18 protein-coding genes are annotated in these 13,666 nt (G+C 67.0%); 11 read left to right on the top strand and 7 right to left on the bottom strand.

Annotated features, from left to right (window positions below):
- The first annotated feature begins 38 nt into the window (after nucleotides 1–38).
- The gene (locus LK539_RS13300; RefSeq protein WP_227801406.1) at nucleotides 39–656 is read left to right on the top strand and encodes a LysE/ArgO family amino acid transporter; all 618 of its coding nucleotides are present in this window, start codon (nucleotides 39–41) and stop codon (nucleotides 654–656) included.
- A gap of 51 nt (nucleotides 657–707) precedes the next feature.
- Nucleotides 708–1,769 carry a nitronate monooxygenase family protein gene (locus LK539_RS13295; protein WP_227801404.1) on the top strand — a complete coding sequence of 354 codons (1,062 nt, stop codon included), beginning with the start codon at nucleotides 708–710 and terminating at the stop codon, nucleotides 1,767–1,769.
- Here LK539_RS13295 and LK539_RS13290 read toward each other — a convergent pair.
- Entirely contained in the window at nucleotides 1,766–2,671 is a 906-nt protein-coding gene (locus LK539_RS13290) for a LysR family transcriptional regulator (RefSeq protein ID WP_227801402.1), read from the bottom strand. The genes LK539_RS13295 and LK539_RS13290 overlap by 4 nt on opposite strands.
- Nucleotides 2,672–2,773: 102 nt before the next feature.
- Here LK539_RS13290 and LK539_RS13285 point away from each other — a divergent pair, with 102 nt between their 5' ends.
- Both LK539_RS13285 and nfsB read left to right on the top strand, forming a co-directional pair.
- Entirely contained in the window at nucleotides 2,774–3,781 is a 1,008-nt protein-coding gene (locus LK539_RS13285; RefSeq protein WP_227801400.1) for a zinc-binding alcohol dehydrogenase family protein, read from the top strand.
- Nucleotides 3,782–3,803: 22 nt separating this feature from the next.
- Nucleotides 3,804–4,457: an oxygen-insensitive NAD(P)H nitroreductase gene (gene nfsB, locus LK539_RS13280; RefSeq protein WP_227801398.1), complete on the top strand. Its 654-nt coding sequence runs from the start codon at nucleotides 3,804–3,806 to the stop codon at nucleotides 4,455–4,457.
- On the opposite strand, the gene LK539_RS13275 is transcribed toward nfsB, so the two are convergent.
- Both LK539_RS13275 and LK539_RS13270 read right to left on the bottom strand, forming a co-directional pair.
- Nucleotides 4,444–5,097, bottom strand: a complete 654-nt coding sequence (locus LK539_RS13275) for a DUF6624 domain-containing protein (RefSeq protein WP_227801397.1) — start codon at nucleotides 5,095–5,097, stop codon at nucleotides 4,444–4,446. The genes nfsB and LK539_RS13275 overlap by 14 nt on opposite strands.
- Nucleotides 5,085–5,585, bottom strand: a complete 501-nt coding sequence (locus LK539_RS13270) for a GNAT family N-acetyltransferase (RefSeq protein WP_227801395.1) — start codon at nucleotides 5,583–5,585, stop codon at nucleotides 5,085–5,087. Before LK539_RS13270 ends, LK539_RS13275 begins: the two co-directional genes overlap by 13 nt.
- An 85-nt stretch (nucleotides 5,586–5,670) precedes the next feature.
- Between LK539_RS13270 and LK539_RS13265 the strand changes: the two genes are divergently transcribed.
- The 5 genes from LK539_RS13265 (at nucleotide 5,671) to LK539_RS13245 (ending at nucleotide 8,648) form a co-directional block, all read left to right on the top strand.
- Nucleotides 5,671–6,237: a histidine phosphatase family protein gene (locus LK539_RS13265; protein WP_227801394.1), complete on the top strand. Its 567-nt coding sequence runs from the start codon at nucleotides 5,671–5,673 to the stop codon at nucleotides 6,235–6,237.
- Nucleotides 6,238–6,283: 46 nt separating this feature from the next.
- Nucleotides 6,284–6,622, top strand: coding sequence for a DUF6152 family protein (locus LK539_RS13260; RefSeq protein ID WP_227801393.1), 339 nt, complete (start codon nucleotides 6,284–6,286; stop codon nucleotides 6,620–6,622).
- Nucleotides 6,622–7,098 carry a hypothetical protein gene (locus LK539_RS13255; protein WP_227801392.1) on the top strand — a complete coding sequence of 159 codons (477 nt, stop codon included), beginning with the start codon at nucleotides 6,622–6,624 and terminating at the stop codon, nucleotides 7,096–7,098. Before LK539_RS13260 ends, LK539_RS13255 begins: the two co-directional genes overlap by 1 nt.
- 24 nt (nucleotides 7,099–7,122) lie before the next feature.
- Nucleotides 7,123–7,806 (top strand): SOS response-associated peptidase, encoded by a 684-nt coding sequence (locus LK539_RS13250; RefSeq protein WP_227801391.1) that lies wholly within the window; start codon nucleotides 7,123–7,125, stop codon nucleotides 7,804–7,806.
- Between the two features lie 71 nt (nucleotides 7,807–7,877).
- The gene (locus LK539_RS13245; RefSeq protein WP_227801390.1) at nucleotides 7,878–8,648 is read left to right on the top strand and encodes a glutaminyl-peptide cyclotransferase; all 771 of its coding nucleotides are present in this window, start codon (nucleotides 7,878–7,880) and stop codon (nucleotides 8,646–8,648) included.
- Here LK539_RS13245 and LK539_RS13240 read toward each other — a convergent pair whose 3' ends face one another.
- Genes LK539_RS13240 through LK539_RS13230 form a run of 3 tightly spaced genes read right to left on the bottom strand, consistent with a single transcriptional unit; the run spans nucleotide 8,649 to nucleotide 11,466 of the window.
- Nucleotides 8,649–9,674, bottom strand: coding sequence for an NAD(P)-dependent alcohol dehydrogenase (locus tag LK539_RS13240; protein ID WP_227801389.1), 1,026 nt, complete (start codon nucleotides 9,672–9,674; stop codon nucleotides 8,649–8,651).
- Between the two features lie 31 nt (nucleotides 9,675–9,705).
- On the bottom strand, nucleotides 9,706–10,170 hold the full coding sequence (locus LK539_RS13235) for a DUF2269 domain-containing protein (protein ID WP_227801388.1): 465 nt from the start codon (nucleotides 10,168–10,170) through the stop codon (nucleotides 9,706–9,708).
- Nucleotides 10,171–11,466: an SDR family oxidoreductase gene (locus LK539_RS13230; RefSeq protein ID WP_227801387.1), complete on the bottom strand. Its 1,296-nt coding sequence runs from the start codon at nucleotides 11,464–11,466 to the stop codon at nucleotides 10,171–10,173. It abuts the gene before it with no gap.
- A gap of 45 nt (nucleotides 11,467–11,511) precedes the next feature.
- On the opposite strand from LK539_RS13230, the gene LK539_RS13225 reads away from it, so the two are divergent.
- Both LK539_RS13225 and LK539_RS13220 read left to right on the top strand, forming a co-directional pair.
- Nucleotides 11,512–11,979: a hypothetical protein gene (locus tag LK539_RS13225; RefSeq protein WP_227801386.1), complete on the top strand. Its 468-nt coding sequence runs from the start codon at nucleotides 11,512–11,514 to the stop codon at nucleotides 11,977–11,979.
- A gap of 21 nt (nucleotides 11,980–12,000) precedes the next feature.
- Nucleotides 12,001–12,507 (top strand): hypothetical protein, encoded by a 507-nt coding sequence (locus LK539_RS13220; RefSeq protein ID WP_227801385.1) that lies wholly within the window; start codon nucleotides 12,001–12,003, stop codon nucleotides 12,505–12,507.
- Nucleotides 12,508–12,613: 106 nt separating this feature from the next.
- Here the strand turns inward: LK539_RS13220 and LK539_RS13215 are convergent, their stop codons facing one another.
- Nucleotides 12,614–13,549: a DUF808 domain-containing protein gene (locus LK539_RS13215; RefSeq protein WP_227801384.1), complete on the bottom strand. Its 936-nt coding sequence runs from the start codon at nucleotides 13,547–13,549 to the stop codon at nucleotides 12,614–12,616.
- Between the last annotated feature and the right edge of the window lie 117 nt (nucleotides 13,550–13,666).

Genomic DNA, 13,666 nt, shown 5'->3' with positions numbered 1-13,666 from the left:
CGAGTTGAACGAGCATGGTGACTTTCGTGAGGAGCATCATGTTTTCGCAACAGGTTTTTCTGCAGGGGCTGGGCCTGGGCGCCAGCCTGATCATGGCTATCGGCGCACAGAACGCGCACGTGATCCGCACCGGCGTGCGCGGCCAGCACGTGCTGGCGACGGTGGCCACCTGCATCGTCGTCGATGTGGTGCTGATCGCGCTCGGCATCTCCGGCCTGGGTGCGCTGGTGGAGGCATCGCCCACCCTGATGTCGGTGGCGCGCTATGGTGGCGCCCTGTTCCTCGTCTGGTATGGCTGGCGCTGCTGGAAAAGCAGCCTGCAGGGAGGCGCCTCGCTCGCACTGTCGGCGCAGGACAAGGGCATGACGCTCGGGCGTGCGCTGGCCACCGTGCTGGCGCTGTCGCTGCTGAATCCCCATGTCTACCTCGACACCGTGGTGCTGCTGGGTGCGGTCGGCAGCAGCCTGGCGGGCGAGGCGCGCACCTCGTTTGCCCTGGGCGCGATGACGGCCTCGGTGCTGTGGTTCTCGGCGCTTGGCCTGGGCGCACAGCGCTTCGCGTCCGTGCTCGGCCGGCCCTCGGTGTGGCGCGTGATCGAAGCCTGCACCGGCTCGCTGATGCTGGTGCTGGCGTATCTCCTGGTCCGCGGAGCATAAGCCCGCCGGCCTGGCTATACTCATGGCTGGACCTCGAACCGGAGCCGCATCATGCGCCACGACCTGCTGTCGAAGCTGGACATCCGCTATCCCATCATCCAGGCCCCGATGGCCGGCATCTCGACCCCGGCGCTGGCGGCCGCCGTCTCGGAGGCAGGTGGGCTGGGCTCGATCGCCGTCGGCACCGTGAATGCGGAAGGGGCGCGCGCCGCGATCGCGGCGGTGCGCGAAAAGACGCAGCGTCCCTTCAACGTCAACGTGTTCACCCACGCTCCGGCCCAGGCCGACCCGGCGCGCGAGGCGGCCTGGCTGGATTGGCTGCGGCCACACTTTGCCCGCTTCGGCGCCGAACCGCCATCGCGCCTCAGCGAAATCTACCGCAGCTTCCTGGCCGACGAGGCCATGCTCGCGCTGCTGCTGGAACAGCGTCCCGCCGTGGTCAGTTTCCATTTCGGCCTGCCGCCGCAGGATTGGATCGACCAGCTTAAGGCGGCCGGCATCGTGCTGTTCACCACCGCCACCTCGCTCGAGGAGGCGCTGCGTATCGAGCAGGCCGGCATCGACGTGATCGTCGCCCAGGGCATCGAGGCGGGCGGACACCGCGGCATCTTCGATCCGACGCAGCCCGACCCGGCGCTGCCGACCTTCGAGCTGCTCGAGCAGCTCTCTGGCAAGGTGGCGCTGCCGCTGGTGGCCGCCGGCGGCATCATGGACGGCAAGCAGATCCGCACCGCCTTCTACCACGGCGCCAGCGCGGTCCAGATGGGCAGCGCCTTCATCGCCTGTCCGGAATCCTCGGCGCCGCCGCACCACCGCGCCCTGATCGCCAATGGCGCCGCGCTGGAAACGGCCATGAGCGCCGTCATTTCCGGCAGGCCGGCGCGCGGCATCGTCAACGAGCTGTTCACCGAGGTGGGGGCCGCAGGCCATCCGCCGCTGCCCGACTACCCGATCACCTACGACGCCGCCAAGGCCCTGCACGCTGCAGCCTCGGGCAAGGGCAGCCAGGACTATTCGGTCAACTGGGGCGGCACCAACTTCGCCCAGGCGCGCGCCATGCCGGCGGGAGAACTGGTCGCCACGCTGGCGGCCGAAATGATTGAGCCCGCCTAGACAGGGCGTTCCAGCGGCCGGCAGCGCTCCTCGACCAGGGCGTGCAGCAGCTTCACCGCCGGCGAGAACTGGCGGCGGTGCGGGCAGACCAGGTTGAGCGGCGTGGGTTCGCCCGCGATCTCGGGCAGCAGCACCTCCAGGCGCTGTTCCGCCACGTCGGCGCTGACGTCGAGCCAGGATTTATAGGCGATGCCTTCGCCCGCCACGGCCCAGCGCCGCACCACTTCGGCATCGTCGCTCACCAGGCGTCCCGATACCTGCACCAGGCGCGGGCCTTCCGCCAGCATAAAGGACCAGCGGTCGTAGGTGCGGCCGCGCAGGCGGTATTGCAGGCAGTTGTGGTCCTGCAGCGCGTCGAGCGTGGCCGGGCGTCCGTGCCGCGCGATATAGTCGCTGGAGGCCACCAGCACGCGCCGGTTGGCGGGCGCCACCGGCAGGGCGACGTAGCTGGCGTCGTCGATCTGGCCGTAGCGCAGGGCGATGTCGACGGGATCGCGGAACACGTCCGTCAGCTGGTCCGACACCGACAGCTGGATGTCGAGCCCCGGATGGTCGCGGCGGAACTCCGAGATCCAGGGCAGCAGCAGGTTGCGCCCGAAGTCCGACGGCGCTGCGATCTGCAGGGTGCCGGTCAGGCAGTTCACGTCGCCGCGGATGCCGTCGACACCGTCGCGCAGGGCTTGCAGGGCATCCTGCGCGAAGGGCAGGTAGCGCCTGCCCTCCTCGGTCAGGCGCAGGCTGCGGGTGGAGCGTGCGAACAGGCGGATGTCGAGTTCGCGCTCGAGGCGCCCGATCGCCGCGCTGGCCTGGCCGGGCAGCAGGTTGACCTCGCGCGCGGCCTTCGAAAAGCTGCCCAGGGCGGCGGTGCGGACAAACAGGGCCAGGTCATCGAGCCTGATCATTTTCTCTCCAACTGTGAAAGTGAAATCGCTCCAGCCGGGTTTTTCCCGATGGCGCTGCTACATAGAATCCACGTCAAGCGAAAAACTTACTGGAGATTCAACATGAAAGCGCTAGTGTATACCCAGCACGGCCTCCCCATCGCCGACCCGCGATCCCTGCAGGAGACCGAGCTGCCGATGCCCCTGGCCGGCCCGCACGACCTGCTGGTCGAGGTGCGCGCCGTGTCGGTGAATCCGGTGGACACCAAGATTCGCAACGGTGCACCGGTCACCGAGCCGCGCGTGCTGGGCTGGGACGCGAGCGGCATCGTGCGCGGCGTCGGCAGCAGCGTCACCCTGTTCAAGGAAGGCGACGAAGTCTTCTACGCCGGTTCGCTGGTGCGTCCCGGCTCGAACAGCGAGTTCCACACCGTGGACGAGCGCATCGTCGGCCGCAAGCCGGCTACGCTCGACTTCGCGCAGTCGGCCGCCCTGCCCCTGACTTCGATCACCGCCTGGGAACTGCTGTTTGACCGCCTCAAGGTAGCGGAGGGCGGCGGAGAAGGCAAGTCGCTGCTCGTGATCGGCGCGGCCGGTGGCGTTGGCTCGATCCTGGTGCAGCTGGCGCGCAAGCTGACTGGTCTTACCGTGATCGGCACCGCCTCGCGTGAAGAGACCCGGAACTGGGTGCAGGAACTCGGCGCCCACCACGTCGTCGACCATGCGCAGCCGCTGCGCCCGCAGCTGGAAGCGCTTGGCATCCCGGCGGTCGACATCGTCATCAGCCTGACCCACACCGACAAGCACTACGCCGCCATCATCGACGTGCTGGCGCCCCAGGGCCAGTTCGCGCTGATCGACGACCCGGCCACGCTGGATGCGGTGCCGCTCAAGCGCAAGTCGATCTCGCTGCACTGGGAGCTGATGTTCACGCGGCCGATGTTCGAGACCCCGGACATGATCGCGCAGCACGCGCTCCTGAATCGCGTCTCGCAAATGATCGACGAAGGCAGCCTGCGCACCACGCTGGGCCAGCACTTCGGCCGTATCAACGCGGAAAACCTGCGCCGCGCGCACGCCCTGATCGAAAGCGGCCGCGCGGTCGGCAAGATCGTTCTCGAAAATTTCTAAGTCAAACAAGGAAGCAACACGGATGGATATTCTCGCAACAGCCCGCAAGCGCCACACCACCAAGGCCTACGACAGCGCACGCCGCGTACCCGAAGAACTCATGCAGCAGGTCTACAGCCTGCTGCGTCACAGCCCCTCGTCAGTAAACTCGCAGCCCTGGCACTTCATCGTCGCCAGCACCCCGGAAGGCAAGGCGCGCGTCGCGAAAGCGGCGCAGGGCGGCTACGGCTACAACTCGGCCAAGATCCTGGACGCCTCGCACGTGATCGTGTTCTGCTCGCGCACCGACATGGACGACGCCCACCTGGAGCGCCTGCTGGCGCAGGAAGCGCGCGATGGCCGCTTCCGCGACGATGCCGCCAGGGCCGGCCAGGATGCCGGCCGCCGCGGCTACGTGCGCACGCACCGCTACACCACGCGCGACATGCCGCAGTGGCTGGAAAAGCAGGTCTACCTGGCGCTCGGCACCGCCCTGCTGGGCGCAGCCTCGCTCGGCATCGACGCGACGCCGATGGAAGGCTTCGACCAGAAGATCCTCGACGAGGAATTCGGCCTGCATGAGCAGGGCCTGGCCAGCGTGGTGCTGGCGAGCTTCGGCTACCACTCGGAGGCCGACTTCAATGCCGGCCTGCCGAAATCGCGCCTGCCGGAAGAGCTGACCTTTACTTTCGTGTAAGCGTGTCCGGCCGCGGCGCGTAGTGCGGCTCCCTGGTGCAGCGGCGCATCTCCTTCACACTGTCCAGGTAGTCGTACAGTTTGCCCATGCCCAGCCGGGCCCGGCGCGCCTCGACCAGCGCGAGCTTGTCGAAGGGCTTGAAGAAAATGGCGCATGGTTGGTCACGCGGTGTGTCCAGCTGGGTGCCGTAATGCTGCGGACGCCCTTCCGCCACAGCCACCCGGTCGTACAGCTGGGCGAAGCGTCCGTCCGGGGCATCGCCGCCGGCTGCTGCCGCCTGTTCGACCAGCGCCAGCGCCTGCTTCTGCAAGGCGAGGTGATGTTCGCCACGTTCGACCAGCAGCCAGGCGTGCTTCAAGGCCGTGTCGCCATGCGCCACGCGGGCCGGCCAGCCGCAGCGCGCCAGGAGCGCCTGGAAGCGTTCGTCATTGACGCGTTCGACCAGGCGCGTGTTGCTGTCCAGCTTCTGTTGCGCCGGGTTGTCCGGATCGAGGTAGTCGATGCGCTTGCGCAGGCCCTGCTCCGCGTCGACCATGGCGGCCAGCTGGGCGGCGTAGTCCGGGCAGGCTTCCGTAGCCGCGGCCAGTGGAGTGACCAGGCTTGCTGCCAGCAGGGCGGCGCCGAACATCATGTGCTGCATCTTTCCTCCTGTCGCACACATGGGAATGTCTTTTCCATCAACACCGACTCCAGCTGGATGCCGCTGCGGTGCGGGTAGATCTCGCGCCGCAGTTCCACGTAGCCGGCGCGCTCGTAGAAGGGCGCCGCGTTGAGCGAGGCGGACAGGAACAGCCGGTCGAAACCGCGTTCGATCGCCATCGCGTCCAGCGCCGCCAGGAGTTGGCGTGCGATGCCGCGCCCCTGCTGCGCCGGCTCGACGAAAGCCGCGTCGAGTTCGCCCGTTTCCAGGTTCAGGATGGCAAAGCCGAGCGGCTGCCCCCCTTCTTCCATCAGCAGCCCGCCACCCGCCGCCAGTAGCGCTGCCATCTTCTCGGGCGGCGCGGCGGCGCACCAGGTGTCGATGATGTCCTGGGAATAGTGGGAAGCGCAGCTGACCCGGATGGCGCGGGTACGCAGCTGCCACAAGGCTGGAATGTCGGCAACGAGGGCCTGGCGCTGGGTAGTCATGCTGCAAGCTTAGCGTTCATCCGTGCGCTCGTCCATGCCTCGCTGGCGGGATAATCCCTGCAGCCCGATCCAAGGAGACGCGAGCATGCTTCGACGACGCTTTCTGGCAGTGACCGCAGCATTGGCGAGCGCGCCGCTGCTCGCTTTCGATGCCGACCTGTGGCAGCGCCTGCAGTCGGGAGGCTACGTGCTCCTGATCCGCCATGCCGCCACCATTCCCGGCATCGGCGATCCGCCCGGTTTTCGCCTGGGCGTCTGCAGCACCCAGCGCAACCTGTCCGAACAGGGCCGGCGCGACGCACACGCGATCGGCGCCGCCTTCCGCGAGCGCGGCATTCCGCTGGGAGCGGTGCTGTCGAGCCGCTGGTGCCGCTGCCTCGACACCGCCCGCCTGGCCTTCGGCCGGGTGGAAGAAGCACCGATGCTCGATTCCATGTTCAACGATGGCGAGGCCGCCAAACGCGCCAAGCTGCGCGAAGTACTGGGCCGCGTGAATGCCTTCGGCAGCGAAGCCGGCAAGACCAACCTGGTGCTGGTGACCCACGACGTCAACATCCGCGCCCTGGTGGGCGAGCTGGTGGCGCAAGGCGAGATCGTGGTGGCGCGGCCGCAGCCGAACCGCCTGGAAGTCGTCGGGCGGCTGCGCGCCTGAAAAACAGGGGTAGAATGATTTGCCTTTTCCTCAACAGGAGGTGTCCATGAAACGCTGGTTTATGCTGGCCGCCCTGGTGGCCACGACGGCTTCCGCCCACCACGGCTGGAGCGAATACAACGCCGACAAGCCGCTCACCCTGTCCGGCACCATCGAGGAGTCCGGCTACCTGCAGCCGCACGGCTTCGTGCGCCTGAAGACGGCGGACAAGACCTGGATGGTGGTGCTGGCGCCGCCGAGCCGCATGGAAAACCGCGGCCTGCCGAAGGAAAACCTGGCGGTGGGCGGCCAGGCGACGGTTGTTGGTTATCCACACCGCAGCAACGCGACCGAGCTGCGCGCCGAACGCATCATCATCAAGGACAAGACCACGGAGCTGCGCTGATGCTCCCTGACGCGGCGAAGCTGGCCGCGTCCCTGCCCCTGGCCCAGGCCATGCGCGAGCATGCCTGGCTGTACCCGGCCGTCGAGACGCTGCACATCGTCGGTTTTGCCGTGCTGGTGGGGGCCGTCACCATGTTCGACCTGCGCGTGCTCGGCTTCGGCCGCCAGCTGCCGGTCAAGGCGCTGGCGCGCCATCTGCTGCCCTGGTCGGCCGGCAGCATGCTGCTGGTCGTTCCTACCGGGCTGCTGCTGTTCGTGGCCGATCCGCTGGCGCTGCTGGCCAACCGGGTGTTCCTGCTCAAGCTGGGCCTGATCGGCGTGGCCGGGCTGAACGCGCTGGCCTTCCATGCGGGGCCCTACCGCCAGGCCGACGGCTGGCCGCAGCGCGCTCCCGCCAGGGCCATGCTGCACGCCCTGCTGTCGCTCGGCCTGTGGATCGCAGTGATCGCCTGCGGGCGCCTGCTGGCATACTTCTAGCGCTTGCACTATCCTTGTCGGACCATGTGCGTCAACTACCATTCCCCCACCCGCGAGCAGTTCGGCAGCCTCGGCGCCTTCAGCGAGCTGCCGGCCGACTGGCGCTGGCCCGATGAGGTCTGGAAGGACTACAGCGCGCCCATCGTCCGCCGCGGCCGCGACGGCAGCCCCTCGGTCTGCCTGGCCAGCTACGGCATGGTGCCGCGCCGGCACATCCCGCCTGGCGTGAAGCCCTTCGACACCATGAACGCGCGCGCCGAATCGCTGGGCGAGCGGCGCTCGTTCGCCCCGGCCTGGCGCCGCCTGCAGCTGTGTGCGGTGCCGATGACCTGGTTCTACGAGCCCTGCTACGAAAGCGGCCGCGCGCTGCGGCACGCGATCGGCATGCACGATGACAGCCCCTTTTTCGTCGCCGGCCTGTGGCGCGAATGGACCGAGGCCGATGGCCGGGTCGAGTCCTCGTTCACCCAGCTCACGATCAACGCCGACACGCATCCCTTGATGTCGCGCATGCACAAGCCGGACGACGAGAAGCGCTCGCTGGTGGTGATCGGGCCGGACGAACTCGAGGACTGGCTGGCCTGCCGCGACGTGGAGACGGCGCGCAGCTTCCTGCGCCATTATCCGGCGGACCGGATGAAGACCTGGGCGGCGCCGCAGACGGTGAAGAAGGCGCCCGAGCCGTCGCCGAATTTGTCGCTGTTCTAGTAGGGGTAATCTGGTCCAGTGGACCAGATTACGGTTTCCCGCCCACGCGGTGATCGTGCTACAGTTTCTGCATGCTGAAACCACTCGCCACCTTCGCCGCCACCGCCGTCATCGCCAGTACCGCCCAGGCGGCAGTCCCGATCTACGGCTTCGTCGTGAAGAACACCTACCCGCACGATCCGAAGGCCTTCACCCAGGGCCTGTCCTTCCGCGACGGCCACCTGTACGAAACCACGGGCCGCAACGGCAGTTCCTGGCTGCGCCGGGTGGAGCTGGCCAGCGGCAAGGTGCTGCAGCAGATGGACCTGCCGGCGGACGTCTTCGGCGAAGGTTCGACCCCGGTGGGCAACGAGATCGTCGCCCTTACCTGGACCTCGCAGGTGGGCTACGTCTACGACATCAAGACCTTCAAGCTGAAACGCAGCTTCAAGTACGTCGGCGAGGGCTGGGGCCTGGCCAGCGATGCGAAGCAGGTCTACATGAGCGACGGCAGTTCCTTCATCCGCATCCTCGAACCCAAAACCCTGAAGGAAGTGCGCCGGATCCAGGTGACGCACCAGGGCAAACCGATCGCCCAGTTGAACGAGCTCGAGATGGTCAATGGCGAACTGTTCTCCAACATCTGGGGCACCGACCTGATTGTCCGCATCGATCCGCAGGACGGCAGCGTGAAAGGCGTGATCAACCTCGAGGGCCTGCTGCCCCCTGCGCAGCGCGGCACCCTGGATCAGGACGCGGTCCTGAACGGCATCGCCTGGGACAGCAAGGGCAAGCGCCTCTTCGTCACCGGAAAGCTGTGGCCCAAGCTGTACGAGATCGAACTGGTGCCGCAGAAGCGCTGATCAAGCCTGGGCGGTGACGTCGATCACGACCTTGCCGAAGTGCGAGCCCGATTCCATGTAGCGGTAGGCGTCCTGCGCCTGGGCGAACGGGAACACGCGGTCGATCACGGGCTTCAGGCCGGTGGTGTCGGCGAAGCGCATCACGTCTTCCAGCATGCCGCGGCTACCGACGAAAATGCCGACCATGCGCTTGGCCGTGGCCAGCAGCGCCGCCGGGTTCACTTCGCCGCCGAAGCCGCTGACGCCGCCGATGATCGCCACCGTGCCGCCCATCGCCGCCGCCGACACCGAGCGGTTGACCGTGCCCTTGCCGCCCACTTCCAGCACCACGTTCGCACCCCTGCCCTGGGTCATGGCCAGCACTTCTTCGTGCCACTCGGGGATGGCCCGGTAATTGATGGTGTGGTGGGCGCCCAGCTCGCGCGCGCGCTGCAGCTTCTCGTCGCTCGACGAGGTGATGATGGTGCGCAGGCCGGCGGCCTTGGCCAGCTGCATGCCGAGCACCGACACGCCGCCGGTCCCGAGCAGCAGTACGGTGTCGCCCGGCTTGACCCCATTGCTGGATACGAAGATCGCATTCCAGGCAGTGACGCCGGCGCAGGGCATGGTCGAGGCTTCGACGAAGCTCAGGGAAGCCGGGATCTTCGCCAGCGCATCCTCGTGCAGCACCACCTCTTCGGCCAGCATGCCGTCGATGTCGCCGCCCAACGCGTGGCGGATCTTCTCGGGCGAAGTCATGCCGTCCTGCCAGAACGGGAAGAAGGAACCGGCGACGCGGTCGCCGACCTGCACGCGGGTGACGCCCGGGCCGAGCTCCAGCACTTCGCCGGCGCCGTCCGAGCACGGGATGATGGGGTCGTCCACGGTAACGAGGTAGTTGCCGCTGGCGACCATCAGGTCGCGGTAGTTCAGCGACACGGCGTGCACGCGGATACGCACTTCGCCGTGTCCCAGCTTGCGGTCGGGGTAGTCGATGCATTGCAGCCCGTCGATGTTCGCGCCGGGGAGAATCTGGTAAGCCTTCATGAGTGCTCCTTGAGTCAATGGGTGGTGCGGGTCACATCGGCTTGGCCACCATCAGCCAGAAGATCACCACGAAGGCGATAAAGGCCGGCACGCCGAGCGTGACCCAGATGCGGAAGTAGCGCCAGTACTGCGGCGTGAGTTTGGTATTGGTGCGCGCGGCCTCCTGGGCGATGTCGCGCATGCGGATCTGCAGCCACACTACCGGCAGCCAGCAGGCGCCGGCCAGCACGTACAGCGCGATCGACCACATGATCCACTTGCTGTGCAGCGGGTAGCCCGCCAGGTGGATCATGTAGAAGCCAGTGGCCGGCTGCAGGATGGCGGTGGTGGCCGTGAACAGCCAGTCGGCCACCACCACGTACTTCGCCACCACGGCGATCGCCCGCACGTCGCGGCTGACGTTCGCGAACAGCATGTACCAGGCCGACCCGATGCCGGTGCCGAACAGGAAGGTCGAGGACAGGATGTGGAGCCACTTGATGACGACGTATTCCATCTATTCTTTCTCCAGTTCGTAGAGCAGCCAGATAGCTGCCAGCATGGGCAGGTTCTTGGTGAGCGGCCCATAGGGATGCAGCAGGAATTCCGGCAGCTTGATCGCGATGACGACAGTGTAGAAGCCGATCAGCCCGAGCTGCGCCAGCCACAGCCAGCGCCGCTTCTTCAGGAAAAGAATGCCCAGGCCGAGCGCCAGGTCGAAGGTGGCGGCGCCGTACAGCATCAGCGGCTGCAGTTCGGCGGGAATGCCGGTGCGCCCCAAGAGCTCGTAGCTGGCCTCGACCGGGTACAGCCCATAGGACACGATCGCGGTGATGATCCACACCGCCACGATGGACAGACGCAGGATGGGCAGGAGCCAGCCGAGTTTCGCGCGGCTGCGCTCGGCGCCTGGCGCGCGGATGAAGTCCTGGACCGGCCGCGGCGCGTGGCCGAGCAGCCGGGTCGTCATGGACGGGTCGCCGGCGTTGCCGCGGTCGAGCATGCGCAGCGCGTCTTCGTCCAGCAGGCCGCTCGGCAGCACCCGTCCGAACTTGGCCATCAGGCGCGCCAGCGCGCCGGGCAGCTGCAGTACCGGCTGGCGCCCCATGCCCATGGCCGTGCGCAGCGCCTGCAGGTAATCGGTAAACGGCATCGCCTGCGGCCCGACCAGGGGCACGCGCAGCGCGGTGCTGCCCGGCTGAAGCGGCAGGCGGTGCTTCAACAGGCCCACCATCGCAGCGACCAGGTCATCGATGTGGATCGGCTGCACCAGCTGCGGCGCGCTGCCGAAGCGTACGGCGAGCGGCATGCTGGCCAGGGTGCGGAACACCGTGCTGCTTGCGCCCTCGCTGCCATAGACCAGCGAAGGCTGCACGATGTAGGCGCGCAGCGGGAGCGAAGCCAGGTAGTCGTCGGCCGCGCGCTTGGACAGGTGGTAGGCGGTATCGGCCTCGCGGTCCGCGCCCAGCGCCGACAGCTGGATCACCATCTGCACCTCGTGCGATTCGGCGCAGGCGGCGAACAGCGCGCGCGGCGTCTCGACGTGCAGGCGCGCGAAGGTCTGGCTGCCGGATTCGCGGAAGATGCCCACCGTGTTGATGACGACATCGACTCCGCCGATCTCGTTCATGCGCGCCAGCCAGACCGATTTATCGGTATCGTTGGCGAAGTCCGCATGGATGTAGGTGAGGCGCGGTTCCGGGCTGGTTCTGGGCCGGCGCACCGCGCACACGACATGGTGGCCTTCGGCCAGCAGTGCCTGCAGCAGGTGTTGTCCGATGAAACCGCTGGCTCCCGTCAGCAAGATCCGCATCCATGCTTCCTTCCATGCATCTACAGTTAATCAAAAGGACTCGTCATGCAAACCTGGAACACGGCACTACAGCGCGGCCTCGTCTCTGGCGCCGCATCCAGCATCCTGTCGACGGTGGCGCTGGCGGCGCTCGGCAAGAAGGAAGTCGGCAGCGCCTACGCGCCCACCAATGCGGTCAGCCACTGGATCTACGGCGACAAGGCGGCGCGCCACAGCGGTCCGTCCATGCGCTACACCGTTCCGGGCTACCTGATCCACCACGCCAGCGCAACCTTCTGGTCGATCCTGTTCGAGCGCTTCGCCGGCAAGTATCTCGATCGCAAGACCCCGGTCGGCTACCTGACGGCGGCCGCGGCCACCTCGGCCTTTGCCTGCTTCGCCGACTACAAGCTGACGCCCAAGCGCCTGCACCCGGGCTACGAGAAGCACCTGTCCAAGCCCTCGCTGGCAATCGTGTACGCCGGCTTTGCGCTCGGGCTGGCAGCGGGCGCCGCGCTAATCCGTCGCAGCTAGTCTAGAGCAGGCAGAAAAAACGTGCCGCCCTATGTCTATGCGTTAATTTTGCATGGCGTGATCGGCTTCCTGGACGTGCTCATCAACCACGAATGGCTGTCGAAACTGCCGGCGCGGCCTGAATGCGTTTCCGAAGAGCGCCTGCACAGTGCGCGCGAATTCCTGTTCGCCGCGCTGTTCGCCGCGCTCGCCTGGTTCGAGTGGCATGGGGCGGCCGTGTGGTGGATCGTGGCGCTGTTCGGGGCAGAACTGCTGGTGTCGGCGCGTGACGTGGTGGTCGAGGGCGATGTGCGGCAGCTCCCCGCCAGCGAGCGCTTCCTGCACCTGTTCCTGTTCATGAACCTGGGCATCCTGTACACGCTGACCGGACAGGCGCTGCTGGCCTGGCATGGGCTGCCGACCGGGTTGGCGCCGGTCGATCATGGCTGGGCGAGCTGGCTCTTGAGTGCGATGGCGCTGGGAGCGTTGGGATGGGCGGTGCGCGATGGCCTGGCCGCCGTGCGCTTGAGGCACGCGGCCGCGGCGTAGGGTGGCGGATTTCCGCCCACGCGGTGATGGTTGGTGCTTGAAACCCGCGCTCGATGATCGTGCCGTCTGTTGACCGCGTGGGCAGGAAACCTGCCCACCCTACCGATCAGTGAGCTTTTTTACCGCGCAGGCGCTGCACGACAGTGACCACCGCCAGCACGATGGCGCCGACGAGCACGCCGGCGAGCGCATCGACCACTGTCGGGGTGATCGCCGCCAGCACGCCGCCGACACCCGGCACGCCGGCCATCGTGTGCGCCGCTCCTTCCGAAAAGTGATGCAGCGGCTCCCAGGCGTGGGCGATGATGCCGCCGCCGACCATGAACATGGCGGCGGTGCCGACCACCGACAGGAATTTCATCAGCTTCGGCGCGGTGGCCAGCAGCAGCTTGCCGGTACCGCGCGCCAGGCCGCTGGCCTTCTGGCTCAGCGCCAGGCCGGCGTCGTCCATCTTGACGATGGCGGCCACCAGGCCATACACGCCGATTGTCATCAGGAGCGCGATCGACACCAGCACCAGCACCTGCTGGCTGAACGGCGCGTTCTCGACGGTGCCGAGGGCGATGACGATGATTTCCGCGGACAGGATGAAGTCGGTGCGCACGGCGCCCTTGATCTTTTCCTTCTCCATCGCACACATGTCGACGGCCGGGTTGGCCAGTGCGGCGGTCAGCTCCGCGTGGTGCTGCGCGTCTTCTTCCTTGCTGTGCAGGAATTTGTGGGCGAGCTTCTCGAAACCCTCGTAGCACAGGAAGGCACCGCCGATCACCAGCAGCGGGGTGATCAGCCAGGGTACAAAGGCCGAGATTGCCAACGCGGCCGGCACCAGGATCGCCTTGTTCTTGAACGAGCCCTTGGCCACCGCCCACACCACCGGCAGTTCACGGTCGGCATTCACCCCGGTCACCTGCTGGGCATTGAGCGCCAGATCGTCGCCGAGCACGCCGGCGGTCTTCTTCGCCGCCACCTTGCTCATCGCCGCAACGTCGTCGAGGATCGTTGCAATATCGTCCAGTAATGCCAGCAAACTGCCTGCAGCCATTGGTCACACTCCAATCATGTCAAGTTCGCCACATCTTACCTGAGCCACAGAGGCCAGTCACACGGTTCAGCGCGGCTTTTTGCATTCCAGTCGCGCAAATCTGCATCTCGTCGCTTT

It is taken from the genome of Massilia sp. IC2-476 (genome assembly GCF_020707295.1).
Classification (GTDB): Bacteria; Pseudomonadota; Gammaproteobacteria; order Burkholderiales; family Burkholderiaceae_D; genus Telluria.
Note: the sequence above shows the minus strand (reverse complement) of the source record. Positions and strands in the feature narration are given on the sequence as shown.

Excerpts from the sequence above, each read along its gene's own strand:
- LK539_RS13235 (WP_227801388.1), bottom strand. The coding sequence starts at position 10,170 with ATGGAATACGTCGTCATCAAGTGGCTCCACATCCTGTCCTCGACCTTC.
- LK539_RS13250 (WP_227801391.1), top strand. The coding sequence starts at position 7,123 with ATGTGCGTCAACTACCATTCCCCCACCCGCGAGCAGTTCGGCAGCCTC.
- LK539_RS13260 (WP_227801393.1), top strand. The coding sequence starts at position 6,284 with ATGAAACGCTGGTTTATGCTGGCCGCCCTGGTGGCCACGACGGCTTCC.
- nfsB (WP_227801398.1), top strand. The coding sequence starts at position 3,804 with ATGGATATTCTCGCAACAGCCCGCAAGCGCCACACCACCAAGGCCTAC.
- LK539_RS13265 (WP_227801394.1), top strand. The coding sequence starts at position 5,671 with ATGCTTCGACGACGCTTTCTGGCAGTGACCGCAGCATTGGCGAGCGCG.
- LK539_RS13270 (WP_227801395.1), bottom strand. The coding sequence starts at position 5,585 with ATGACTACCCAGCGCCAGGCCCTCGTTGCCGACATTCCAGCCTTGTGG.
- LK539_RS13215 (WP_227801384.1), bottom strand. The coding sequence starts at position 13,549 with ATGGCTGCAGGCAGTTTGCTGGCATTACTGGACGATATTGCAACGATC.
- LK539_RS13295 (WP_227801404.1), top strand. The coding sequence starts at position 708 with ATGCGCCACGACCTGCTGTCGAAGCTGGACATCCGCTATCCCATCATC.
- LK539_RS13225 (WP_227801386.1), top strand. The coding sequence starts at position 11,512 with ATGCAAACCTGGAACACGGCACTACAGCGCGGCCTCGTCTCTGGCGCC.
- LK539_RS13245 (WP_227801390.1), top strand. The coding sequence starts at position 7,878 with ATGCTGAAACCACTCGCCACCTTCGCCGCCACCGCCGTCATCGCCAGT.
- LK539_RS13275 (WP_227801397.1), bottom strand. The coding sequence starts at position 5,097 with ATGCAGCACATGATGTTCGGCGCCGCCCTGCTGGCAGCAAGCCTGGTC.
- LK539_RS13240 (WP_227801389.1), bottom strand. The coding sequence starts at position 9,674 with ATGAAGGCTTACCAGATTCTCCCCGGCGCGAACATCGACGGGCTGCAA.
- LK539_RS13255 (WP_227801392.1), top strand. The coding sequence starts at position 6,622 with ATGCTCCCTGACGCGGCGAAGCTGGCCGCGTCCCTGCCCCTGGCCCAG.
- LK539_RS13300 (WP_227801406.1), top strand. The coding sequence starts at position 39 with ATGTTTTCGCAACAGGTTTTTCTGCAGGGGCTGGGCCTGGGCGCCAGC.
- LK539_RS13230 (WP_227801387.1), bottom strand. The coding sequence starts at position 11,466 with ATGCGGATCTTGCTGACGGGAGCCAGCGGTTTCATCGGACAACACCTG.
- LK539_RS13290 (WP_227801402.1), bottom strand. The coding sequence starts at position 2,671 with ATGATCAGGCTCGATGACCTGGCCCTGTTTGTCCGCACCGCCGCCCTG.
- LK539_RS13285 (WP_227801400.1), top strand. The coding sequence starts at position 2,774 with ATGAAAGCGCTAGTGTATACCCAGCACGGCCTCCCCATCGCCGACCCG.